We start from the raw sequence: 20,628 nt of genomic DNA, 5'->3' as shown, positions 1-20,628 counted from the left end.
GCGGTTTTCAATTAGTTCTTGCAAGCCCGCGAGTTGTATGACATACTTGCGGGCTTCGTTCATGTAACGCCGCAAAGTGTCTGGCCACAGACGCAGAACCGTGCGGTCGGTCGCAGTACGAAGGTCAAGCACCCAAACATCGGGCCCTGCATGGGCGCGCTGGCGGGACCAAGACTGACCGCAGGTCCGCATTGTGTGGATTCTTCGGCTTAAGTTGGGAAAGAGAATACTATGATTCAAACTGAAAGCCGGCTCGAAGTGGCCGACAATACCGGTGCCAAAGAAGTTATGTGCATCAAGGTATTGGGCGGTTCCAAGCGCCGTTATGCTGGCATTGGCGATGTGATCAAAGTGACTGTCAAAGTCGCCGCGCCACGTGGCCGTGTCAAAAAAGGTGAAATTTATAACGCCGTGGTTGTGCGCACCGCTAAAGGTGTTCGCCGCCAAGACGGTTCCCTGGTGAAGTTCGACGGCAACGCCGCCGTTCTGTTGAACGCCAAGCTGGAACCGATCGGTACCCGTATTTTTGGACCAGTGACGCGCGAACTGCGCACTGAAAAGTTCATGAAGATCGTGTCCCTGGCACCGGAAGTCCTGTAAGGAGTCGTAATGGATAAGATTCGTAAAAACGACGAAGTCATCGTTCTGACCGGGAAAGACAAGGGCAAACGTGGCGTCGTTTCGCGTCGTGTAGATGCGGAGCATGTCGTGGTTGAAGGCGTCAACGTCGCGAAAAAAGCGACCAAGCCTAACCCAATGACTGGCGTACAAGGTGGTATCGTCGACAAGACTATGCCGATTCACGTGTCCAACGTCGCGTTGTTCAACGCGGCTAGTGGCAAGGCAGACCGTGTCGGTTTCAAGGAAGTGGATGGCAAAAAAGTCCGCGTCTTCAAATCGTCCGGCGAAGTAGTGAAGGCTTAAGAAATCATGGCACGTCTCCAAGAATTCTATAAAGAAAAAGTCGTCGCCGACCTGACCGCGAAATTCGGTTACAAGTCGGTGATGGAAGTTCCACGCCTGACCAAGATCACCCTGAACATGGGTGTCGGTGAGGCCATCGCGGACAAGAAAGTCCTCGAACACGCCGTCGGCGACCTGACCAAGATCGCTGGCCAAAAGCCAGTGACGACCAAGTCGCGCAAAGCTATCGCGGGTTTCAAGATCCGTGAAGGCTACCCGATCGGTACCATGGTCACCCTGCGTGGCGCTCGCATGTACGAGTTCCTCGATCGCTTCATCACCGTGGCCCTGCCGCGCGTGCGCGATTTCCGTGGTGTCAATGGTCGTTCGTTCGACGGCCGCGGCAACTATAACATCGGCGTTAAAGAGCAGATCATCTTCCCTGAGATCGAGTACGACAAGATCGATGCGCTGCGTGGTATGAACATTTCGATCACCACCACCGCCAAGACCGACGACGAAGCCAAAGCTTTGCTCGCCGCCTTTAAATTCCCGTTCAGGAACTAAGAAGATCATGGCAAAACTCGCACTGATTAACCGTGAGCAAAAGCGTGTGGACCTGGCGAACAAATTCGCCGCCAAGCGCGCTTCGCTGAAGGCCATCATTGATGACCAGTCGAAGTCGGAAGAAGAACGTTACGAAGCGCGCCTGAAGCTGCAAGCGCTGCCACGTAACTCGGCTCCGACCCGCCAGCGTAACCGCTGCGCCGTCACCGGTCGTCCTCGCGGCACTTTCCGTAAATTCGGTCTGGGCCGTATCAAGCTCCGTGAATTCGCCATGCGTGGTGAGATTCCGGGTATGACTAAAGCAAGCTGGTAATAGGAGAATATGCAATGAGTATGAGCGATCCTATCGCCGATATGCTGACCCGCATTCGTAACGCCCAGGGCGTGCAAAAAACGACCGTGGCCATGCCATCGTCGAAAGTCAAAATTGCGATTGCCAACGTCCTCAAGGACGAGGGTTACATTGAAGATTTCGCCGTGGCCGAAGCTGGTGGCAAGGCGGAACTGAAAATCGGTTTGAAGTATTATGTTGGCCGTCCCGTCATCGAGCGCCTTGAGCGCGTGTCCCGTCCGGGCCTGCGCGTCTACAAGGGCAAGGACGAGATCCCTACTGTGATGAATGGCTTGGGTGTGGCGATCGTGTCGACTCCGCAAGGCGTCATGACGGACCGCAAAGCACGCGCTACCGGTGTCGGCGGCGAAGTTATTTGCTACGTCGCATAAGGAGTTAGACATGTCTCGTGTAGCTAAAATGCCAATCGCTGTGCCAGCTGGCGCTGATGTCGCCATCTCCGCGCAAGCGATCACTGTCAAGGGCCCGCTGGGCGTCTTGACCCAGGTCCTCAACGGCCAGGTCAAAGTGGAAAACAAAGAGGGAACCCTCAATTTCGTGCCGGCCGACGACAGCCGCGAAGCCAATGCCATGTCCGGCACGCTGCGCGCCCTGGTCAACAACATGGTCACCGGCGTCACCAAGGGTTTCGAGAAAAAGCTGAACCTGGTCGGTGTGGGTTACAAGGCGCAGGCGCAGGGCGACAAGCTGAATCTGTCGCTGGGCTTCTCGCACCCTGTCGTGCACTCGATGCCAGCCGGCGTCACCTGCGCTACCGCAACGCCGACGGAGATCATCATCAAAGGGATCGACCGTCAGCAAGTGGGCCAAGTGGCTGCTGAAGTTCGCGCTTACCGCTCCCCAGAGCCTTACAAGGGCAAGGGCGTTCGCTATGCGGACGAAGTGGTTAAGATCAAAGAAACCAAGAAGAAGTAACTAGGGGCTGACGATGGACAAGAAAGAATCACGTCTGCGCCGCGGACGCCAAACCCGGATCAAGATCGCGCAACAGAAAGTGAACCGCCTGTCGGTACACCGCACTAACCTGCATATCTACGCGAACCTGATCTCGCCGGATGCCAAAGTACTGGTATCGGCCTCCACGGCAGAAGTCGAAGTGCGCAACGAACTGGCTGGCAAATCGGGCAAGGGCGGCAACGCTGCCGCTGCCGCGATCGTCGGCAAGCGCGTCGCAGAGAAAGCACTGAAAGCAGGGATTACCGAAGTCGCGTTCGACCGCTCCGGTTTCCGTTACCACGGCCGTGTGAAGGCGCTGGCAGAAGCCGCGCGCGAAGCCGGTCTGAAGTTCTAAGGAACGATCATGGCAAAAATGCAAGCAAAAATGGCAAGCGACAAGCCGGATGACGGCATGCGCGAAAAAATGATCGCGATCAACCGCGTGACTAAAGTGGTCAAGGGTGGTCGTATCATGGGTTTCGCCGCGCTGACCGTGGTTGGTGACGGCGATGGCCGCATCGGCATGGGCAAGGGCAAGTCGAAAGAGGTACCGGTCGGTGTGCAGAAGGCAATGGAAGAAGCCCGTCGCAACCTGATCAAGGTCAACCTGAAAAACGGCACCCTGCAGCACACCGTTACCGGCCGTCACGGCGCATCGAAAGTGATGATGTCGCCTGCGAAACCAGGTACCGGCGTTATCGCTGGCGGCGCAATGCGCGCGATCTTCGAAGTAATGGGCGTGACCGACGTGGTGGCGAAATCCACCGGCTCGAGCAACCCTTACAACCTGGTCCGCGCCACGCTGGATGGTCTGGCAAAAATGAGTACTCCTGCTGAAATTGCTGCGAAACGCGGCAAGTCGGTAGAAGAAATCCTGGGCTAAGGTGAACGTTATGACAACCAAAACCGTCAAAGTACAATTGGTCAAGGGCTTGATCGGCACGCGTGAAGACCACCGTGCCACCGTCCGCGGTCTGGGCCTGCGTCGTGTCAACTCGGTCTCCGAGCTGCAAGACACCCCATCCGTGCGCGGCATGATCAACAAAGTATCGTACCTCGTTAAAGTAGTTGCGTAAGCCCCCGGGCTTACACACGGAGAAATCATGGAACTGAATACCATTCAACCAGCCGATGGCGCCAAGCACTACAAGCGTCGCGTCGGCCGCGGTATCGGCTCCGGTCTGGGTAAAACCTCGGGCCGTGGTCACAAGGGTCAAAAATCGCGTTCGGGCGGCTTCCACAAAGTCGGTTTCGAAGGCGGTCAGATGCCTCTGCAACGCCGTCTGCCTAAGCGCGGTTTCAAGTCGCTCAACGCCACCTTCAAAGCTGAAGTGCGCCTGTCCGACCTGAACAACCTGCCGGTCGGCGACGTCGACATCCTGGTGCTCAAGCAAGCCGGCGTGCTGGCCGTGCTGGCCCGCGACGTGCGCGTCATTCTGTCCGGCGAGATCACCAAGGCGGTGAACCTCAAAGGCCTGAAAGTGACCGCTGGCGCGAAAGCGGCCATCGAAGCAGCCGGCGGCTCGGTAGCCTGAGTTGACCGCTAACAGCTTGATCGGAGCGAAAATTGGCGACTAATCCACAATTGGCTAAAAGTGCGGCAGCCGGGTTCCCTTGGAACCGGCTCTGGTTCTTGCTTGGTGCATTGGTGGTTTATCGTATCGGCGCTCACATCCCGGTTCCCGGGATCGATCCGGTACAATTGGCCGCGCTGTTCAAGTCGCAAGAGGGCGGCATCCTGGGCATGTTGAACATGTTCAGCGGTGGCGCGCTCGCGCGCTTCACAGTCTTTGCGCTGGGTATCACGCCTTACATCTCGGCCTCGATCATCATGCAGCTGGTGTCGATCGTCTCGCCGCAGATGGAAGCGCTCAAGAAAGAAGGCGAGTCCGGCCGTCGCAAGATCACCCAGTACACCCGCTATTTCACGGTGTTGCTGGCGCTGTTCCAGGCGTTGTCCATCGCAGTCGCGCTGGAGTCGCAGGCAGGTCTGGTGCTGGATCCGGGCTATGCATTCCGTTTCGTGACGGTCGTTACGCTGTTGACCGGAACCATGTTCGTGATGTGGTTGGGCGAGCAGATTACCGAGCGCGGTCTCGGTAACGGCATCTCGATCATCATCTTCGCGGGCATCGCGGCCGGTCTGCCGAACGCACTGGGTGGCCTCGGCGCCTCGGTGAGCAACGGATCGATCGGCGCGTTCTCGGCGATCATCATCATGATCCTGGTGGTGGCGGTGACGTTCTTCGTGGTGTTTGTCGAACGTGGCCAACGCAAGATTCTGGTGAACTACGCGAAACGCCAAGTGGGTAACAAGATCTACGGTGGACAAACGTCGCACCTGCCATTGAAGTTGAACATGGCCGGCGTGATCCCACCGATTTTCGCTTCGTCGATTATCTTGTTCCCGGCAACGATCGTGGGCTGGTTCACGCAGGGCGCCGACACGGCCAACCCTGTCGTCCGGTTCCTGAAAGATTTGGCAGCATCGATGGGGCCAGGCGAGCCCATCCACGCACTGTTGTATGCCATTGCGATCGTGTTTTTCTGTTTCTTCTATACAGCGCTGGTCTTCAACAGCAAGGAAACAGCGGATAACTTGAAGAAGAGCGGGGCCTTTGTGCCAGGGATCCGTCCCGGTGAGCAGACTGCCCGTTACATCGACAAGATCCTGACACGTTTGACACTGGCTGGCGCCATCTACATCACTTTGGTGTGTTTGTTGCCGGAATTCATGCAAGCCGAGTGGAAGGTACCGTTTTATTTTGGTGGTACTTCTCTGTTGATTATTGTGGTTGTGACCATGGATTTCATGGCCCAGGTACAAAACTACGTGATGTCGCAGCAATATGAATCGCTGCTGCGCAAAGCAAATTTCAAAGGCGGAATTCCGACGCGATAAGCGCGGTAAACATACCGAATGGCAAAAGACGACGTCATACAGATGCAGGGCGAGATTCTTGAGAATCTCCCCAATGCAACATTTCGAGTAAAGCTGGAAAACGGACACGTGGTGCTCGGGCATATTTCGGGTAAAATGCGGATGAACTATATCCGCATTCTTCCTGGCGACAAGGTGACGGTCGAACTGACACCTTACGATCTGAGCCGAGCACGCATCGTGTTCCGGACCAAGTAACTAACCAAAGAGAGAGCAAAATGAAAGTTAACGCCTCAGTCAAGCGGATCTGCCGCAACTGCAAGATCATCAAGCGCAAGGGCGTCGTTCGCGTAATCTGCGTCGAACCGCGTCACAAGCAGCGTCAAGGTTAATAACCGTTATTTATCGAGGAATAACGAATGGCACGTATCGCAGGGGTTAATATCCCCAATCATCAGCACACCGTAATCGGCCTGACGGCCATCTACGGTGTAGGCCGCCCACGCGCAAAGTTCATCTGCGCCGCGACGGGTATTGCGACCGATAAAAAGGTCAAGGATCTGGACGACAGCGAACTGGAAAAGCTGCGCGATGAAGTAGCAAAATTCATCGTCGAGGGCGATCTGCGCCGCGAATTGTCCATGAACATCAAGCGTTTGATGGATCTGGGTTGCTACCGTGGTATGCGTCACCGTAAGGGCCTGCCGGTCCGCGGCCAGCGCACCCGCACCAATGCACGTACCCGCAAGGGCCCGCGCAAAGCCGCTCAATCGCTCAAGAAATAATCTAGGGAAATCACATGGCTAAGCAACAAAGCAGCGCAGCAGCAGCGCGCGTCCGCAAGAAGGTCAAGAAGAACGTCGCCGAAGGTATCGCGCACGTTCACGCTTCCTTCAACAACACCATCATCACCATCACCGACCGCCAGGGCAACGCTCTGTCGTGGGCGACCTCCGGTGGCGCTGGCTTCAAGGGTTCGCGTAAATCGACCCCGTTCGCAGCGCAGGTTGCGGCCGAAGCAGCTGGTAAAGTCGCGGTGGAATGCGGCGTGAAGAACCTGGAAGTGCGTATCAAGGGCCCAGGTCCTGGTCGCGAATCCGCGGTGCGCGCACTGAACAACCTGGGCATCAAGATCACCGAGATCCAGGACGTGACCCCAGTGCCACACAACGGCTGCCGTCCTCCAAAACGTCGTCGTATCTAATCGCGCGGTCGGCGGCGAAGTTCGCTTCGCCTCCTTCCCGCTGTTAGAAATCGCTGGAGCAGAAAGCCGGAAACGGTTATACTGCCCGGCTGTTGTCGCCTGTCGAACATCTTCGGCGGGTTATTCGTATTTAAGCCACCGTCTGGCCCACCCTGAGGATCAGACTAGCGCCTAACCATGTTTCGATGTGGCTGGGGCGTTATTATTTATAAAAAGGAAGCATCGTGGCACGTTATATCGGACCTAAAGCAAAACTCTCCCGCCGTGAAGGTACTGACCTGTTCCTGAAGAGCGCACGCCGCTCGCTCGACAGCAAGTGCAAACTGGACGTCAAACCAGGCCAGCACGGCGTCAAGTCGGGTGCCCGCACCTCGGACTACGGCAACCAACTGCGCGAAAAGCAAAAAGTCAAGCGTATGTACGGCGTGCTGGAACGTCAGTTCCGTCGCTACTTCGCCGAAGCGGACCGTCGCAAGGGTAACACCGGCGAAACCCTGCTGAAGCTGCTGGAAACCCGCCTGGACAACGTTGCATACCGCATGGGCTTCGGCTCGACTCGCGCCGAAGCGCGTCAGCTGGTATCGCACAAGGCGTTCACCGTGAACGGCCAAGTGGTCAACATCGCTTCGTACTCGGTCAAGATCGGCGACGTCATCGCCGTGCGCGAAAAGTCGAAGAAGCAAGTGCGTATCGTGGAAGCGCTGTCGCTGGCTGAACAAGTCGGCATGCCAAGCTGGGTGTCGGTCGATGCCAAGAAAATGGAAGGCACCTTCAAGTCCCTGCCAGAGCGCAACGAGATCGCCAACGACGTCAACGAATCGCTGATCGTCGAACTGTACTCGCGTTAATCTGTAGTCTAGCCGTAAAAAAACCCGCCCGCTGTGACCAGCGGGCGTTTTCACTAATGCCATCAGCCTTATCGGCCTAACGCGCCGAGGGTATTGAAAAGGACATTTCATGCAAAACAGTCTGTTGAAGCCACGTATTATCGATGTAGAGGCGCTGGGCGCCGGCCACGCTAAAGTAGTGATGGAGCCGTTCGAACGCGGCTATGGCCATACATTGGGTAATGCGCTGCGTCGCGTACTGCTGTCGTCGATGGTCGGCTACGCGCCAACCGAAGTGACGATCGCCGGCGTCGTGCACGAATACTCGTCGCTCGACGGCGTGCAAGAAGACGTCGTCGACCTGCTGCTGAACCTCAAGGGCGTGGTCTTCAAAGTCCACAACCGTGACTCCGTCACCCTGACCCTGAAAAAAGAAGGCGAAGGCGCCATCCTGGCCTCGGACATCGATCTGCCACACGACGTGGAACTGATCAATCCGGACCACGTGATCGCCCACCTGACCGCCGGCGGCAAACTGGACATGCAGATCAAGGTTGAAAAAGGCCGCGGCTATGTGCCGGGCAACGTCCGTCGCCTGTCCGAAGACACCAACAAAACCATCGGCCGCATCATTCTGGATGCGTCGTTCTCGCCGGTGCGCCGCGTTTCCTACTTCGTCGAGTCCGCTCGCGTGGAACAGCGTACCGACCTGGACAAGCTGATCATCAACATCGAAACCAACGGCGTCATCTCGCCGGAAGAAGCGATCCGCCAGTCGGCACGCGTGCTGGTCGACCAGCTGAACGTGTTCGCCGCGCTGGAAGGCACCGAAGCCGCCGCCGAAGCGCCATCGCGCGCACCGCTGGTCGATCCGATCCTGCTGCGTCCAGTGGACGATCTGGAACTGACCGTGCGTTCGGCCAACTGCCTGAAAGCGGAAAACATCTACTACATCGGCGACCTGATCCAGCGTTCGGAAAACGAACTGCTCAAGACGCCGAACCTGGGCCGCAAGTCCCTGAACGAAATCAAGGAAGTGCTGGCTTCCCGTGGCCTGACCCTGGGCATGAAGCTGGAAAACTGGCCGCCTGCCGGCCTGGAAAAGTAACAAATTGGGCGACAGCGCTGGACATCGCGCAGCGATGTTCTGCCCTGTTGCCAACTGATTTGCATTTTGTAGCACCCGCCCGGCACATGTTGTGCCGGGCGTTATCCCTAGAACCGGTCCGCGCTCAACTTCAACCGTGAGCGATCGAAGAACTCGGATTTAAACACCTGAAAGGAAGTACCATGCGTCACCGTCACGGCCTCCGTAAACTGAATCGTACCTCGTCCCACCGTCTGGCAATGCTGCGCAACATGACCGTTTCCCTGCTGCGTCATGAAGCCATCAAAACCACGCTGCCAAAAGCGAAAGAACTGCGTCGCGTGATCGAGCCGATCCTGACCCTGGGCAAGACCGACACCCTGGCAAACAAGCGTCTGGCGTTCTCCCGTCTGCGCGATCGTGAAATGGTTCTGAAGCTGTTCGCGGAACTGGGCCCACGCTACGCAAACCGCAACGGCGGCTACCTGCGCATCCTGAAAATGGGTTTCCGTGTTGGCGACAACGCTCCAATGGCTTACGTTGAGCTGATGGACCGTCCAGAAGTCACCGACATCGACGCCGCTCCAACCGCTGAAGAGTAATCTTCGCAGTTGTTGTAGTGTCTAAGAAAAAAGCCAGGCTCAGCCTGGCTTTTTTTGTTAACCCGCACGGCCAACCGGGGTCGTACCCCGCGGGGTACGACCCCTGAACAGCGACGCATGCGTATCGCAATACGCATGCCGGGTTGGCGGCCCGCGTTACCTGAGGCGCTGATCGCCAGCCGCCTTGAACTCCGACCCGGGATTCCACGTCGGCGTCACGCCCTGCGCGATGTCGAGCCCCACCTGGAACAGCAACTGGATGTCCTGTACGCCGCCGCTGAAATCCCAATCGGTGCGCACGTCGTCGCTCACCTGGTGATAATCCTTGGCGAAGTAATAATCCACCTTCTCCCGCGCATAATTGTCCGGCTGGTTCAAATAGCGGCTGCGCGCCTTGGTGTACAGCACCGGCACCCCGGCCCGCGCGAACTCCAGCTGGTCGGCGCGGTAGAAGCTGCCCAGCTCGGAGCGCGAATCGCCGTCCATCACCCGGCCCTGCGCCTTGGCGTACTTGGCCAGCAGCGTGTCGATGCTCGAATGCCCGGACGTCACGTTCTCGATCTGCGCCGTCTTGCCCCAGGCGTTGATGCCGTCGATATTGATATTGGCCACCGTCTTCTTGAGCGGATACAACGGATGGCTGGCGTAGTATTTCGCGCCCAGCAAGCCGCGCTCCTCGGCGGTGGTGGCCAGGAACAGGATCGAGCGCTTCGGCGCCTTGGGCAAGGCCTGGTAGGCCTTGGCGATCTCCATCAGCGCCGCCACACCCGAGGCGTTGTCGAGCGCGCCGTGATAGATCTGTTTGCTGCGCCCGCCCGGCAGCCGCTCGTCGACGCCCAGGTGGTCCCAGTGCGCGCTGTAGATGACGAATTCATCCTTCAACTTGGGATCGCTGCCCGGGATCATCGCCACCACGTTGTTCGAGTTGACGGTGCGCGCCGTGTTGTCGATCTTGAAGCTGGCCGTGCCCTTCAGGCTGACCGGCCGGAAGCCCCTGGTCAGCGCCTGCCGCTTGAGGGTGTCGAAATCGTAGCCGGCGGCGGCCATCATCGCCTTGGCCTGGTCCAGCTGCATCCAGGCCGGCACGGCCGGCGCGTCCGGATCGGGGCCGTCGCGCAGCAGGCTGAAGTTCTCGCCGTTGCCGCCGCTGCGCACCACGTCCCACGGATAGGCCGCCGGCTTGGTCTCGTGGATGATGATGGCCGCCGCCGCGCCCAGCTTGGCGGCGATCTCGTATTTGTAGGTCCAGCGGCCGTAGTAAGTCATCGCCTTGCCCTTGAACATGGCCGGGTCCAGCTCGGCGGGATGCTTCGGATCGGGCACGGCCGGATCGTTGATCAGCATCAAGATGGTTTTGCCGCGCACGTCGACGCCCTTGTAATCGTCCCAGCCGTATTCCGGCGCCTGCACGCCGTAGCCGACGAACACCAGCTCGGATTTATCGACAGTGACGGTGGTCGGCTCGCTGGTCGAATGGGCGACATAATCGTCCGGGAAGTTCAGCGCCACCGTCTTGCCGCCGATGTCGTAGCTAAAGGCGGGCGTCGGCGTCATGCCGCGCATCGGCACCGGCTGCACCCACGTGCCGTTCGGATTGCCCGGTTTCAGGCCCAGCTTCTTGAATTCCCGCTCCAGATACGCCACCGTCTTGGCCTCGCCGGCCGAACCGGGCGCGCGGCCCTCGAAGTCGTCGGACGCCAGGACTTTGATATGCTCGAGCAAATCGTCGGCCGACACGGCGGCCAGCGCCTTGGCCGGCGCCTGCGCCAGTGTCGGAACGGCGGCCAGCGCCAGGGCGGAAAACAGCAGGGGGCGTAACGTAGACATCGGTGCGGGCTCCGGATCGGTAAAAGTTGAGTTTCGCACAAAACGCGCAGGCCGGCATGCTGGCGGCACGGAGCGCTTGCCGCCCCGGCCGGGCGCGGGCGTGAAACCACGGCTCGGTGTACTATCCCACTTGCTCCAACGACCCCTCCGCCGATAGAAGGTTTTCATGTTCCGTTTCGCCCGTCTTATTGCCACGCTGTTGTCCCTGATCGCCGTGCTGTTGAGCGCGCAAGTCCGCGCCCAGGACTTCCTCGAGCCCGCGCAGGCGTTCAAGTTTTCCGCGCGCATGGTCGACGGCCATACGGTCGCCGTCAATTTCCAGATCGCCGACGGTTACTATATGTACCGCGAGCAGTTCAAGTTCAGCGCGGCGGGCGCCAAGCTCGGCACGCCGGCCATCCCGCCGGGCAAAGTCCATTACGACGCCACCTTCGAGAAAGACGTCGAAACCTACCGCCAGAACGTCACCATCACGATCCCGGTCGACGTCGACGGCCCGTTCACGCTGCTGGCCAGCGGCCAGGGCTGCTCGGAAAAAGGCCTGTGCTATTCGCCGCAAGACTACAAGGTCCAGCTGACCGGCAGCGGCTCGGTGCCGTTGCCGGCGCCGCCCGCCGCCGCCCAATCCGCCGCCAAGCCCGCCGCCGCGACGCCGCCCGCCGCCGCCAGCCCGGCCCCGGCCGTCGGCGAAGGCAAGCCGGCCGCCGTCAGCCCCGGCGTCAGCATCTACACCATCCCCAAGCCGACCGCCGAGGACATCGTCGCGCCGCCGGCGCCGGCCGCCGCCGTCGTGGCCGCGCCGGCCAGCGAGTCGGGCCGGCTGGAGGCCGCCCTCAAGACCGGCAGCATGCTGGTCATCCTGCCGCTGTTCGCGCTGCTCGGGCTGGGCCTGGCGTTCACGCCGTGCGTGCTGCCGATGGTGCCCATCCTGTCGTCGATCATCGTCGGCGAGGGCGATCGCGGCAGCCGCGGCCGCGGCCTGCTGCTGTCCGTCACTTATTCATTGGGCATGGCCATCGTCTACACCGCGCTCGGCGTGGCCGCCGGCCTGGCCGGCGAGGGCTTGTCCGCCGCGCTGCAAAACCCGTGGGTGCTGGGCTCCTTCGCCGTGCTGATGGCGGTGCTGTCGCTGTCGATGTTCGGCTACTACGACCTGCAGGTGCCGGCCGCGCTGCAGTCCAGATTGAGCGGCGTCTCCAACCGCCAGTCGTCGGGCAAGCTGGCCGGCGTGTTCATCATGGGCGCGATCTCGGCGCTGATCGTGGGACCGTGCGTGGCCGCGCCGCTGGCCGCCGCGCTGGTCTACATCAGCCAGACGCGCGACGTCGTCATCGGCGGCGCCGCGCTGTTCGCGATGGCGGCCGGCATGAGCGTGCCGCTGATCCTGGTGGGCGTGTCGGCCGGCGCCTTGCTGCCGAAGGCCGGCAAGTGGATGGATGCGGTCAAGCGCTTCTTCGGCGTGCTGATGCTGGCGATGGCGTGGTGGCTGGTGTCGCCGGTGTTGCCGGCGGCCGTGCAGATGATGGGCTGGGCCGCGCTGCTGGTTGGCTACGGCATGTATGTGCTGCTCAATTCGGGGCGCTGGGTCGGCAGGATGGTGGGCGTGGTGGTCGCCGTGCTGGGGCTGACGCAGCTGGTCGGCGTGGTCAGCGGCGGCCGCGATCCGCTGGCGCCGCTGGCGCATTTGACCGGCAAGCAGCATGCGCCGCTGGCGTTCCAGCGCATCAAGACCGTGGCGCAGCTCGACGCGGTGCTGGCGCAAACCGACGGCAAGACCGCCATGCTGGATTTCTACGCGGACTGGTGTGTGTCGTGCAAGGAGATGGAGAAGCTGACCTTCGTCGACGCCAAGGTGCGCGACAAGCTGGCCAACACCGTGCTGCTGCAGGTCGACGTGACGGCCAACGATGCCGACGACAAGGCGATGCTGAAGCGGTTTGGGTTGTTCGGGCCGCCGGGGATTATCCTGTTCGATGGCAAGGGCACGGAGGTGCCTGGGGCGCGCGTGATCGGGTATCAGAACGCCGGCCAGTTTCACGCTTCGCTGTCGCGGGCGTTTCCATAAACCCGTACGCGTTTGCCAATACGCATGCCGTACCACTTAGGGGTCGTACCCGGCGGGGTACGACCCCGCATGGCCGTGCGGGTTTGCGTCGATCCAGATCAGCCGTGATGACGCCAGCCGCCGCGCCAGCCGTGGCCGCCGTGCTTGCCGCCCATCGCGTGGTCGTCGAACACCGCCTTCTGCTCCGGCGTCAGCTGCCCGTAGAACGCCGTCAGCGCGGTCAGATGCGCTTCCATTTTCGCTTCGTGCTGCTTGGTCATTTCGATCATCTTGCTTAAACGTTCGGGCGCCGACAGCTTGGCGAACGCGCCGCGCTGCGGCCGCGGTCCGTCCGGCATCGCCGGCTTGATCGCCGCCTGATAAGCGGCCCAGGCCGATTCCTGCTGCGCCGTCAGCTTCAGCTGATCGTGCAGCCTGGCCTGGCGCTTGGCGTACATCTCCGACATCTTGGCGCGGTGCTGCTCCATGTTGGCTGCCTTGTCGTGGCCGGTGGCCGGCGCCGTGTCCTGCGCGTGCGCGGCGGCCATGCCCAGCACCGTGAAACCGACCAGTATGCTTTTGCGGAAGAGGTTCATGATCATTTCCTTTATCGATGAGTAGTTCAGGGATTCATCCAATATCGCGGTGCTTTGTTTCCGCGCTTGAAGCCATCTTCGCAGCCGAAGATTGCCATGACGTTTCCCGAATCCTGGTCTTTGTATCCAGATGTTTCGCCTCAACTGCCATATACAAGACGATACAATTGGTGATTGGTCAGGCGCCGCCGAACTAAGGATAATTAAGGCATGGAACCCACATCTACAATTCTGATCGTCGACGACGATCGCGACATCCGCACCTTGCTGGCCGACTACCTGGAATCGAACAGCTACCGGGCGCTGTGCGCCGCCGACGGCCTGGCCATGTGGAAGATGCTCGACGAAGCCAAACCCGACCTGGTCGTGCTCGACCTGAACCTGCCCGGCGACGACGGCCTGACCTTGTGCCGCAAGCTGCGCTCGCAATCGACCTTGCCGGTCATCATGCTGACCGCGCGCGGCGAGCCGCTCGACCGCATCCTCGGCCTGGAGATGGGCGCCGACGACTACCTGCCCAAGCCGTTCGAGCCGCGCGAGCTGCTGGCGCGCATCCGCAGCGTCCTGCGCCGCAGCAACGCCATGCCCAGCGGCGGCGCCGACAAGGCGCAGCAGATGCGCTTTTCCAACTGGACCTTGGACCTGACCGCGCGCCACCTGCTCAATCCGGACGGCATCGTCATCATGCTGTCGGGCGCCGAATTCCGCCTGCTCAAGGTCTTCCTCGAACACCCGAACCGCGTGCTCAACCGCGACCAGCTGCTGAACCTGACGCAGGGCCGCGACGCCGATCCGTTCGACCGCTCGATCGACATCCAGATCAGCCGCCTGCGCCAGAAGCTCGGCGAGGACGCGCGCGTGCCGCAAATTATCAAGACCGTGCGCAACGGCGGCTACGTGCTGGCCGGCCAGGTCACGGTGGAGCCGCTGCCTTGAAAGCCTTCCTCGGCTCGATGACCGGGCGCGTGTTTGCCGTGCTGCTGTTCGGCATCATCGCCTCGGCGGCGCTGACGCAATGGCTGTCCGTCGGCGAGCGCACCCGCGCCTTCGAACGCTACCGCGACTTCCACGCGATGGAGCGCGCCGAGCAGTTGATCTCGACCGCCGAGGCATTGGCCGAGCCGTCGCGCTCGACCTATCTGCGCATGGCCACGCGCGGCACCATCCTGCTGCAGCGCCCGGACCAACCGTTGGCCGCCACCACCGGGCCGACCGAGTTCTCGGTCCGCCTGCAGCGGCGCCTGGGCAAGGGCATCGCGCTGCTGCCGCTGGCGGTGCGCCCGCCGGAATGCTACCAGCCGCGCCAGAGCTACATCTTCGCGCCGTCGCAATGGGGCGGCGCCTGCGAGGCGATGCGCGTGCGCCTGAGCGACGGCGCCCTGCTCAAGCTGTCGATCCTGCCGCCGCCGGAGAAACCGGCCACCGAGTACAGCGAACTGCTGGCGCTGCTGCCTTTCCTGTTCAGCGTGGCGGCGCTGGCCTATCTGGTCACGCGCATGACGATGCGCCCGCTCAAGCGGTTGGCGCAGGCCGCCAAGGACCTGGGCAACGACATCAACCATCCGCCGGTGGCGCTCAGCGGCGCGGCCGAGATCCGCCAGGCCAGCGCCGCCTTCAACGCCATGCAGGCGCGCATCCGCCAGCACATCATGCAGCGCACGCAGATGCTGGCGGCCATCACGCACGACCTGCAAACGCCGCTCACGCGCCTGCGCCTGCGGCTGGAAAAGGTCGACAACCCGGACCTGCAGCAGCGCCTGATCGACGACCTGTCGGCCATGCAGCAGATGGTCAAGGAGGGCCTGGACCTGGCGCGCAGCATGGACACCACCGAGACCATGCAGGCGCTCGACCTCGATTCGCTGCTCGACAGTGTGTGCAGCGACGCCACCGACAGCGGCCAGCCGGTCGAATTGAGCGGCAAGGCCGGCATGGCGCTGATGGGCCGGCCGCTGGCGATCCGCCGCTGCCTGGTCAACCTGATCGACAACGCCGTCAAGTATGGCCATCACGCCAACGTTACCGTCGAGCGGCTGGTGGGCGCGGCGCGCATCCGCATCCGCGACGGCGGCCCCGGCATCGCCGACGACCAGATGGCGCGTGTGTTCGAACCGTTCTACCGCATCGAGACGTCGCGCTCGCGCGAGTCCGGCGGCACCGGCCTGGGCCTGACCATCGCCCGCAATATCGCCGAGCAGCACGGCGCCAACGTGGTGCTGGCCAACCACGCCGACGGCGGGCTGGAGGTGACCCTGGTGGTGCCCGAATACTACGCCGGACGTTGAGCGCGCGCGGCTTTCCGCGTCCGGGCAAAAAAGCCACACCGGCCCGGACGGCCCGGTTTTGCGCATAAAACCGTGCGACAATGCTTCGCCCTTGTGCACCAGAGCAATAAATCCGGCAACTAATCAAGCAACTAATCCAGCAACTAATCAAGCAACAATTTCAGCAGTAAAACTGGCTCAAACACATGAAAAAATCTTCGGTAGCATATTTGGTGGGCGCCCTCGTCATCGTCGTCGGCGGCGTCTGGTACGCCACGCACGGGGCGTCGGGCCAGCAGGCCGGCGCGCCGTCGAAGAACGGTCCGCAGGGGCCGACCACCGTCAGCGTCGTCGCGCCCACGCGCCGCGACGTCGCCGTCGTGCTGCAGGCCAACGGCACGGTCACGCCGGTCAGCACCGTCGACCTGCATCCGCAAACCACCAGCACCATCGCCAAGGTCCACATCAAGGAGGGGCAGTTCGTCAAATCCGGCGAGCTGATGTTTACGCTGGACGACCGCAGCCAGCGCGCCAATGTGCAGAAGGCGCAAGCCCAGGTCGCGCGCGACCGCGCCACCTTGGCCGACGCCGAGCGCCAGTACCAGCGCTCGATGGAACTGCTGGCGCAGAAATTCGTCGCCCAGGGCGCCGTCGACACGCTCAAGAGCCAGGTCGACTCGGCCCGCGCGCTGCTCGACGCCGACATCGCCGCCGCCCGCGCCGTTGGCGTCGACGCCAGCTACACGACGATCCGCGCGCCGATGACGGGCCGGGTCGGCGCCATCAACGTCTATCCGGGCAGCCTGGTGCAGCTGGAGACGTCGCTGGCGACCGTCACCCAGCTCGATCCGATCAACGTCGCCTTCACGCTGCCGGAATCGGCGCTGGGCGCGCTGCTGGAGGCCAAGCAGCGCGGCGCGGTGCCGGTCAAGGTGGTGCCGGGCAACTCGGACAAGCAAGTCAGCGGCGTGCTCAGCTTCATCGACAACACGGTCGACCCGGTGGCCGGCGTGATCCGCGTCAAGGCCCAGTTCGACAACAGGAACGCCAGCCTGTGGCCGGGCCAGTACGTCAACGCCGAGCTGATCTCCCACGTGCTGAAAGACGCGACGGTGATCCCGCAAAACGCTATCATCAGCAATACCCGCGGCACCTTCGTCTACGCGGTCGATGTCGACCAGTCGGCCAAGGTGGTCAACATCAAGCGGCTGCACGCGTTCGGCGACCTGGCCGCCGTGTCCGGCCTGAGCGGCGGCGAACAAATCATCGTCGACGGCAAGCAAAACCTGCGGCCGGGCGGCAAGGTGCGCATCGCCGGGGCCGACAAGCCGGCCGATACGCGGGTCGATGGCACCAAACAGAAGGGCTGAGCGATGAACCTTTCCGAGTTATGCATCCGGCGTCCGGTGATGGTGGTGCTGCTGTCGCTGAGCCTGGTGCTGGCGGGCGTGCTGGCGTATTTCTACATCCCGGTGGCGGCGCTGCCCAGCTATAACACGCCGGTCATCAACGTCTCGGCCGACCTGCCGGGCGCCTCGCCCGACACGATGGCCTCGTCGGTCGCGCTGCCGCTGGAAAAGCAGTTCTCCACCATCGCCGGCCTGTCGCTGATCACCTCCACCAACACCCTGGGCAACACCTCGCTGACCCTGGAGTTCGACCCCAGCATCAACGTCAACGAGGCGGCGGTCGACGTCCAGGCGGCGCTGCTGCGCGCCCAGCGCCAGTTGCCGGTCGAGATGACCGACCTGCCGTCCTACCGCAAGGTCAATCCGGCCGACGCGCCGGTGCTGTTCATGACGATGACGTCGCCGTCGATGACCCTGGCCGAGCTGAACGACTACGCCGAGAACCTGATCGCGCCCAGCCTGTCGACCCTGCCCGGCGTGGCGCAGGTGACCGTCAACGGCCAGAAGCGCTTCGCCGTGCGGGTGCGCGCCAAGTCGGACCTGATGAACGCGCGCGACCTGACCCTCGACGAGCTGCAGCAGGCGATCAAGTCGGCCAACGCCAACACGCCGCTGGGCATCCTGGACGGCCCCAGCCAGACCTTGACGATCCAGGGCAACGCCCAGCTGATGAAGGCGTCCGAGTTCGCCGAGCTGATCGTGGCCATGCGCAACGGCCAGCCGGTGCGCCTGAAGGACGTCGCCACCGTCGAGGACAGCTTCCAGTCGGTCAAGACCGCCGGCAGCTACAACGGCGAGCGCTCGATCGTGCTGCTGGTGCAGCGCCAGCCCGACGCCAACACCGTGCAGGTGGTCGACGGCGTGCGCCGGCTGCTGCCGCGCTTCAAGAACCAGTTGCCGGAGTCGATCAGCATCAACCTGGTCAACGACCGCTCGGTGTCGATCCGCGAGGCCATCCACGACGTCAACCTGACCCTGCTGCTGACGATCTTCCTGGTGGTGCTGGTGATCTTCCTGTTCCTGCGCCGCGCCGCCGCGACGTTTATTCCGGCGATCACGATGCCGATTTCGCTGCTGGGCGCGCTGGCCTTGCTGTATGCCTTCGGTTACAGCCTCGACAACGTTTCGCTGCTGGGCATCACGCTGGCCGTCGGCCTGGTGGTCGACGACGCCATCGTGGTGCTGGAAAACATCGTGCGCCACATCGAGATGGGCAAGAAGCCGCTGCAGGCGTCGCTGGTCGGCGCCAGGGAGATGGGCTTCACCATCATCTCGATCTCGGTCTCGCTGGTGGCCGTGTTCATCCCGATCTTCTTCATGCCCGGCGTGATCGGGCTGATGTTCCATGAATTCGCCGTCGTCGTGGCGCTGTCGGTGCTGGTGTCGGCGGCGGTGTCGCTGATGCTGGTGCCGATGCTGGCCAGCCGCCTGCTGCCGGCCGACACCATCGATCCCGAGCACGACCAGGGCAACTTCATCGGCCGCTGGTTCGAGGCCGGCTTCACGGCGCTGCGCAACGGCTACGCCCGCACCCTGGACGTGGCGCTGCGCCACCGGCCGGTGGTGCTGCTGGCCGCGCTGGGCACGTTCGCGCTGACGGTGGTGCTGTACATGACAATCCCGAAAGGTTTCTTCCCCGAGGAAGACCTGGGCCAGATCCGCGTCAACACCGAGGCCTCCGAGGACATCTCGTCGGCCGCGCTGATGGCGCTGCAGGACCGCGTGGTCGACGTCATCCGCGCCGATCCCAACGTGCAGGACGTGACCTCGTTCGTGAGCGGCGGCAACGGCGGGCGCATGTTCCTGGTGCTCAAGCCGCGCAACCAGCGCCAGAAGATGCCGCAGGTGCTAGACAGCCTGCGCAAGGCCACCAAGGCCGTGCCGGGCATCGCCGTGTATCTGAGCCCGGTGCAAAACCTGCAGCTGGGCGGACGCCAGTCCAAGAGCCGCTACCAGTACACCTTGCAGTCGGTCAGCCCCGGCGCGCTCAACGACTGGGCCCAGAAGTTCCTCGACCAGATGCGCGCCGACCCCGACTTCCGCGACGTCACCAGCGATTCTCAGAACAAGGGCCTGCAGGCGTCGCTGAGGATAGACCGCGACAAGGCCAACCACCTCGGCGTGGCGATCGGCGACATCCGCACCGCGCTGTACCTGGCCTTCGGCGAGCGCCAGGTCTCGACGATTTACTCCCCGGCGGCCAGCTATTACGTGATCCTCGAGGCGGCCGACGCCGACCGCCAGTTCGACAGCGCGCTGACCAGGATCTCGGTGCGCAACAAGACCGGCCAGCTGGTCAAGCTGTCGAGCTTTGCCAGCGTCGAGCGCACCATCGGCCCGACCGCCGTCAATCACCAGGGCCAGCTGCAGGCGATCACCTTGTCGTTCAACCTGGCGCCGGACGTGCCGCTGGGCACGGCCACCGCCAAGATCGACCGCATGGGCGCCGACATGAGCCTGCCGCCTTCGATCATCACCAACTACGGCGGCGACGCGGCGGTGTTCCAGAGTTCGCAGGGCAGCCAGCTGATCCTGATCCTGGCCGCGCTGGGCGTCATCTACGTGCTGCTGGGCGTGCTGTACGAAAGCTATATCCACCCGCTGACCATCCTGGCCGGCCTGCCGTCGGCGGCCGTCGGCGCCTTGCTGACCTTGCGCCTGTTCAACCTGGACCTGACGATGATCGCCATCATCGGCATCCTGATGTTGATCGGCATCGTCAAGAAAAACGCCATCATGATGATCGACTTCGCCCTGCACGTGCAGCGCAACGAGGGCCGCACGCCGGCCGAGGCGATCCGCGAGGCCTGCATCCTGCGCTTCCGGCCGATCATGATGACCACCTTGGCCGCCCTGATGGGCGCGCTGCCGATCGCGCTGGGCCTGGGCGCCGGCGCCGAGCTGCGCCAGCCGCTGGGGCTGGCGGTGGTGGGCGGCTTGATCTTCTCGCAAGTGATCACCTTGTACATCACGCCGGTGATTTATTTGTTCCTCGATAAGTACAGCGGCAGCGGCCCGATGGGCGACGCCGAGCTGGCCGGGGAAGACGCGGCGGCGCCGGCCGAAAGTGTGCACGCCGTGCCACTGAAGGCGGTGAACATAGTCAAGCATTGAGCGGTGACAAGTTAA

General features: G+C 62.2%; 25 protein-coding genes. 23 read left to right on the top strand and 2 right to left on the bottom strand.

The features are described from left to right. Window positions 1-231: 231 nt before the first annotated feature. The 18 genes from rplN to rplQ all read left to right on the top strand — a co-directional run bounded on the left by rplN (window position 232) and on the right by rplQ (window position 9,359). Window positions 232-600 carry a 50S ribosomal protein L14 gene (rplN, locus tag JOD97_RS22725; RefSeq protein WP_008444317.1) on the top strand — a complete coding sequence of 123 codons (369 nt, stop codon included), beginning with the start codon at window positions 232-234 and terminating at the stop codon, window positions 598-600. A 9-nt stretch (window positions 601-609) separates the two neighbouring features. Continuing rightward, on the top strand, window positions 610-924 hold the full coding sequence (rplX, locus tag JOD97_RS22720; protein WP_209723690.1) for a 50S ribosomal protein L24: 315 nt from the start codon (window positions 610-612) through the stop codon (window positions 922-924). Window positions 925-930: 6 nt separating this feature from the next. Then, the gene (gene rplE, locus JOD97_RS22715) at window positions 931-1,470 is read left to right on the top strand and encodes a 50S ribosomal protein L5 (protein ID WP_008444321.1); all 540 of its coding nucleotides are present in this window, start codon (window positions 931-933) and stop codon (window positions 1,468-1,470) included. A gap of 7 nt (window positions 1,471-1,477) precedes the next feature. Further along, on the top strand, window positions 1,478-1,783 hold the full coding sequence (gene rpsN, locus JOD97_RS22710; RefSeq protein WP_008444324.1) for a 30S ribosomal protein S14: 306 nt from the start codon (window positions 1,478-1,480) through the stop codon (window positions 1,781-1,783). A gap of 14 nt (window positions 1,784-1,797) precedes the next feature. Next, window positions 1,798-2,193 carry a 30S ribosomal protein S8 gene (gene rpsH, locus JOD97_RS22705; protein ID WP_008444325.1) on the top strand — a complete coding sequence of 132 codons (396 nt, stop codon included), beginning with the start codon at window positions 1,798-1,800 and terminating at the stop codon, window positions 2,191-2,193. Between the two features lie 10 nt (window positions 2,194-2,203). After that, the gene (gene rplF / locus JOD97_RS22700) at window positions 2,204-2,737 is read left to right on the top strand and encodes a 50S ribosomal protein L6 (RefSeq protein WP_090325882.1); all 534 of its coding nucleotides are present in this window, start codon (window positions 2,204-2,206) and stop codon (window positions 2,735-2,737) included. Window positions 2,738-2,750: 13 nt separating this feature from the next. Next, window positions 2,751-3,113, top strand: coding sequence for a 50S ribosomal protein L18 (gene rplR, locus JOD97_RS22695; protein WP_090325886.1), 363 nt, complete (start codon window positions 2,751-2,753; stop codon window positions 3,111-3,113). 9 nt (window positions 3,114-3,122) lie between these two features. Continuing rightward, complete coding sequence (gene rpsE / locus JOD97_RS22690) at window positions 3,123-3,641, top strand: 30S ribosomal protein S5 (RefSeq protein ID WP_026334874.1); 519 nt, start codon at window positions 3,123-3,125, stop codon at window positions 3,639-3,641. Between the two features lie 10 nt (window positions 3,642-3,651). Next, window positions 3,652-3,834 carry a 50S ribosomal protein L30 gene (gene rpmD, locus JOD97_RS22685; RefSeq protein ID WP_090325890.1) on the top strand — a complete coding sequence of 61 codons (183 nt, stop codon included), beginning with the start codon at window positions 3,652-3,654 and terminating at the stop codon, window positions 3,832-3,834. 27 nt (window positions 3,835-3,861) lie between these two features. Next, window positions 3,862-4,293, top strand: a complete 432-nt coding sequence (rplO, locus tag JOD97_RS22680) for a 50S ribosomal protein L15 (protein ID WP_090325894.1) — start codon at window positions 3,862-3,864, stop codon at window positions 4,291-4,293. Between the two features lie 32 nt (window positions 4,294-4,325). After that, window positions 4,326-5,660 (top strand): preprotein translocase subunit SecY, encoded by a 1,335-nt coding sequence (secY, locus tag JOD97_RS22675; RefSeq protein ID WP_209723687.1) that lies wholly within the window; start codon window positions 4,326-4,328, stop codon window positions 5,658-5,660. Between the two features lie 18 nt (window positions 5,661-5,678). Then, complete coding sequence (infA, locus tag JOD97_RS22670) at window positions 5,679-5,897, top strand: translation initiation factor IF-1 (protein ID WP_005663428.1); 219 nt, start codon at window positions 5,679-5,681, stop codon at window positions 5,895-5,897. A gap of 20 nt (window positions 5,898-5,917) precedes the next feature. After that, window positions 5,918-6,031: a 50S ribosomal protein L36 gene (gene rpmJ, locus JOD97_RS22665; RefSeq protein ID WP_005663407.1), complete on the top strand. Its 114-nt coding sequence runs from the start codon at window positions 5,918-5,920 to the stop codon at window positions 6,029-6,031. 27 nt (window positions 6,032-6,058) lie between these two features. Beyond that, window positions 6,059-6,424 carry a 30S ribosomal protein S13 gene (gene rpsM, locus JOD97_RS22660; RefSeq protein ID WP_019923475.1) on the top strand — a complete coding sequence of 122 codons (366 nt, stop codon included), beginning with the start codon at window positions 6,059-6,061 and terminating at the stop codon, window positions 6,422-6,424. 14 nt (window positions 6,425-6,438) lie between these two features. Continuing rightward, the gene (gene rpsK / locus JOD97_RS22655) at window positions 6,439-6,843 is read left to right on the top strand and encodes a 30S ribosomal protein S11 (protein WP_008444339.1); all 405 of its coding nucleotides are present in this window, start codon (window positions 6,439-6,441) and stop codon (window positions 6,841-6,843) included. Between the two features lie 224 nt (window positions 6,844-7,067). After that, a complete protein-coding gene (gene rpsD, locus JOD97_RS22650) occupies window positions 7,068-7,691 on the top strand; it encodes a 30S ribosomal protein S4 (protein ID WP_209723684.1) in 624 nt (207 codons plus the stop codon). A 109-nt stretch (window positions 7,692-7,800) separates the two neighbouring features. Continuing rightward, entirely contained in the window at window positions 7,801-8,778 is a 978-nt protein-coding gene (locus tag JOD97_RS22645; RefSeq protein WP_008444343.1) for a DNA-directed RNA polymerase subunit alpha, read from the top strand. Window positions 8,779-8,960: 182 nt separating this feature from the next. After that, on the top strand, window positions 8,961-9,359 hold the full coding sequence (gene rplQ / locus JOD97_RS22640; RefSeq protein WP_090325907.1) for a 50S ribosomal protein L17: 399 nt from the start codon (window positions 8,961-8,963) through the stop codon (window positions 9,357-9,359). A 156-nt stretch (window positions 9,360-9,515) separates the two neighbouring features. On the opposite strand, the gene JOD97_RS22635 is transcribed toward rplQ, so the two are convergent. After that, window positions 9,516-11,186: a M20/M25/M40 family metallo-hydrolase gene (locus tag JOD97_RS22635; protein ID WP_209723671.1), complete on the bottom strand. Its 1,671-nt coding sequence runs from the start codon at window positions 11,184-11,186 to the stop codon at window positions 9,516-9,518. Between the two features lie 166 nt (window positions 11,187-11,352). Here JOD97_RS22635 and dsbD point away from each other — a divergent pair, with 166 nt between their 5' ends. Next, complete coding sequence (gene dsbD, locus JOD97_RS22630) at window positions 11,353-13,251, top strand: protein-disulfide reductase DsbD (RefSeq protein ID WP_209723667.1); 1,899 nt, start codon at window positions 11,353-11,355, stop codon at window positions 13,249-13,251. Window positions 13,252-13,349: 98 nt separating this feature from the next. On the opposite strand, the gene JOD97_RS22625 is transcribed toward dsbD, so the two are convergent. Beyond that, the gene (locus tag JOD97_RS22625; protein ID WP_209723664.1) at window positions 13,350-13,826 is read right to left on the bottom strand and encodes a Spy/CpxP family protein refolding chaperone; all 477 of its coding nucleotides are present in this window, start codon (window positions 13,824-13,826) and stop codon (window positions 13,350-13,352) included. A gap of 210 nt (window positions 13,827-14,036) precedes the next feature. On the opposite strand from JOD97_RS22625, the gene JOD97_RS22620 reads away from it, so the two are divergent. The 4 genes from JOD97_RS22620 to JOD97_RS22605 all read left to right on the top strand — a co-directional run bounded on the left by JOD97_RS22620 (window position 14,037) and on the right by JOD97_RS22605 (window position 20,613). Then, on the top strand, window positions 14,037-14,762 hold the full coding sequence (locus tag JOD97_RS22620) for a response regulator (RefSeq protein ID WP_209723661.1): 726 nt from the start codon (window positions 14,037-14,039) through the stop codon (window positions 14,760-14,762). Beyond that, window positions 14,759-16,111 (top strand): ATP-binding protein, encoded by a 1,353-nt coding sequence (locus tag JOD97_RS22615; RefSeq protein WP_209723658.1) that lies wholly within the window; start codon window positions 14,759-14,761, stop codon window positions 16,109-16,111. Before JOD97_RS22620 ends, JOD97_RS22615 begins: the two co-directional genes overlap by 4 nt. 185 nt (window positions 16,112-16,296) lie before the next feature. Continuing rightward, on the top strand, window positions 16,297-17,460 hold the full coding sequence (locus JOD97_RS22610) for an efflux RND transporter periplasmic adaptor subunit (protein WP_209723654.1): 1,164 nt from the start codon (window positions 16,297-16,299) through the stop codon (window positions 17,458-17,460). Window positions 17,461-17,463: 3 nt separating this feature from the next. Further along, window positions 17,464-20,613 (top strand): efflux RND transporter permease subunit, encoded by a 3,150-nt coding sequence (locus JOD97_RS22605; RefSeq protein WP_209723651.1) that lies wholly within the window; start codon window positions 17,464-17,466, stop codon window positions 20,611-20,613. Window positions 20,614-20,628: the final 15 nt, after the last annotated feature.

It is taken from the genome of Duganella sp. 1411 (assembly GCF_017833525.1).
In the GTDB taxonomy this organism is placed as follows: Bacteria; Pseudomonadota; Gammaproteobacteria; order Burkholderiales; family Burkholderiaceae_D; genus Rugamonas.
The sequence above is the reverse complement of the archived record's forward strand: the minus strand, read 5'-3'. Positions and strand labels throughout refer to the sequence as shown.

Bases quoted from the DNA above. Each gene is read 5' to 3' on its own strand.
- rplN (WP_008444317.1), top strand. From the start codon at position 232: ATGATTCAAACTGAAAGCCGGCTCGAAGTGGCCGACAATACCGGTGCC.
- rplX (WP_209723690.1), top strand. From the start codon at position 610: ATGGATAAGATTCGTAAAAACGACGAAGTCATCGTTCTGACCGGGAAA.
- rplE (WP_008444321.1), top strand. From the start codon at position 931: ATGGCACGTCTCCAAGAATTCTATAAAGAAAAAGTCGTCGCCGACCTG.
- rpsN (WP_008444324.1), top strand. From the start codon at position 1,478: ATGGCAAAACTCGCACTGATTAACCGTGAGCAAAAGCGTGTGGACCTG.
- rpsH (WP_008444325.1), top strand. From the start codon at position 1,798: ATGAGTATGAGCGATCCTATCGCCGATATGCTGACCCGCATTCGTAAC.
- rplF (WP_090325882.1), top strand. From the start codon at position 2,204: ATGTCTCGTGTAGCTAAAATGCCAATCGCTGTGCCAGCTGGCGCTGAT.
- rplR (WP_090325886.1), top strand. From the start codon at position 2,751: ATGGACAAGAAAGAATCACGTCTGCGCCGCGGACGCCAAACCCGGATC.
- rpsE (WP_026334874.1), top strand. From the start codon at position 3,123: ATGGCAAAAATGCAAGCAAAAATGGCAAGCGACAAGCCGGATGACGGC.
- rpmD (WP_090325890.1), top strand. From the start codon at position 3,652: ATGACAACCAAAACCGTCAAAGTACAATTGGTCAAGGGCTTGATCGGC.
- rplO (WP_090325894.1), top strand. From the start codon at position 3,862: ATGGAACTGAATACCATTCAACCAGCCGATGGCGCCAAGCACTACAAG.
- infA (WP_005663428.1), top strand. From the start codon at position 5,679: ATGGCAAAAGACGACGTCATACAGATGCAGGGCGAGATTCTTGAGAAT.
- rpmJ (WP_005663407.1), top strand. From the start codon at position 5,918: ATGAAAGTTAACGCCTCAGTCAAGCGGATCTGCCGCAACTGCAAGATC.
- rpsM (WP_019923475.1), top strand. From the start codon at position 6,059: ATGGCACGTATCGCAGGGGTTAATATCCCCAATCATCAGCACACCGTA.
- rpsK (WP_008444339.1), top strand. From the start codon at position 6,439: ATGGCTAAGCAACAAAGCAGCGCAGCAGCAGCGCGCGTCCGCAAGAAG.
- JOD97_RS22645 (WP_008444343.1), top strand. From the start codon at position 7,801: ATGCAAAACAGTCTGTTGAAGCCACGTATTATCGATGTAGAGGCGCTG.
- rplQ (WP_090325907.1), top strand. From the start codon at position 8,961: ATGCGTCACCGTCACGGCCTCCGTAAACTGAATCGTACCTCGTCCCAC.
- JOD97_RS22635 (WP_209723671.1), bottom strand. From the start codon at position 11,186: ATGTCTACGTTACGCCCCCTGCTGTTTTCCGCCCTGGCGCTGGCCGCC.
- dsbD (WP_209723667.1), top strand. From the start codon at position 11,353: ATGTTCCGTTTCGCCCGTCTTATTGCCACGCTGTTGTCCCTGATCGCC.
- JOD97_RS22625 (WP_209723664.1), bottom strand. From the start codon at position 13,826: ATGAACCTCTTCCGCAAAAGCATACTGGTCGGTTTCACGGTGCTGGGC.
- JOD97_RS22620 (WP_209723661.1), top strand. From the start codon at position 14,037: ATGGAACCCACATCTACAATTCTGATCGTCGACGACGATCGCGACATC.
- JOD97_RS22610 (WP_209723654.1), top strand. From the start codon at position 16,297: ATGAAAAAATCTTCGGTAGCATATTTGGTGGGCGCCCTCGTCATCGTC.
- JOD97_RS22605 (WP_209723651.1), top strand. From the start codon at position 17,464: ATGAACCTTTCCGAGTTATGCATCCGGCGTCCGGTGATGGTGGTGCTG.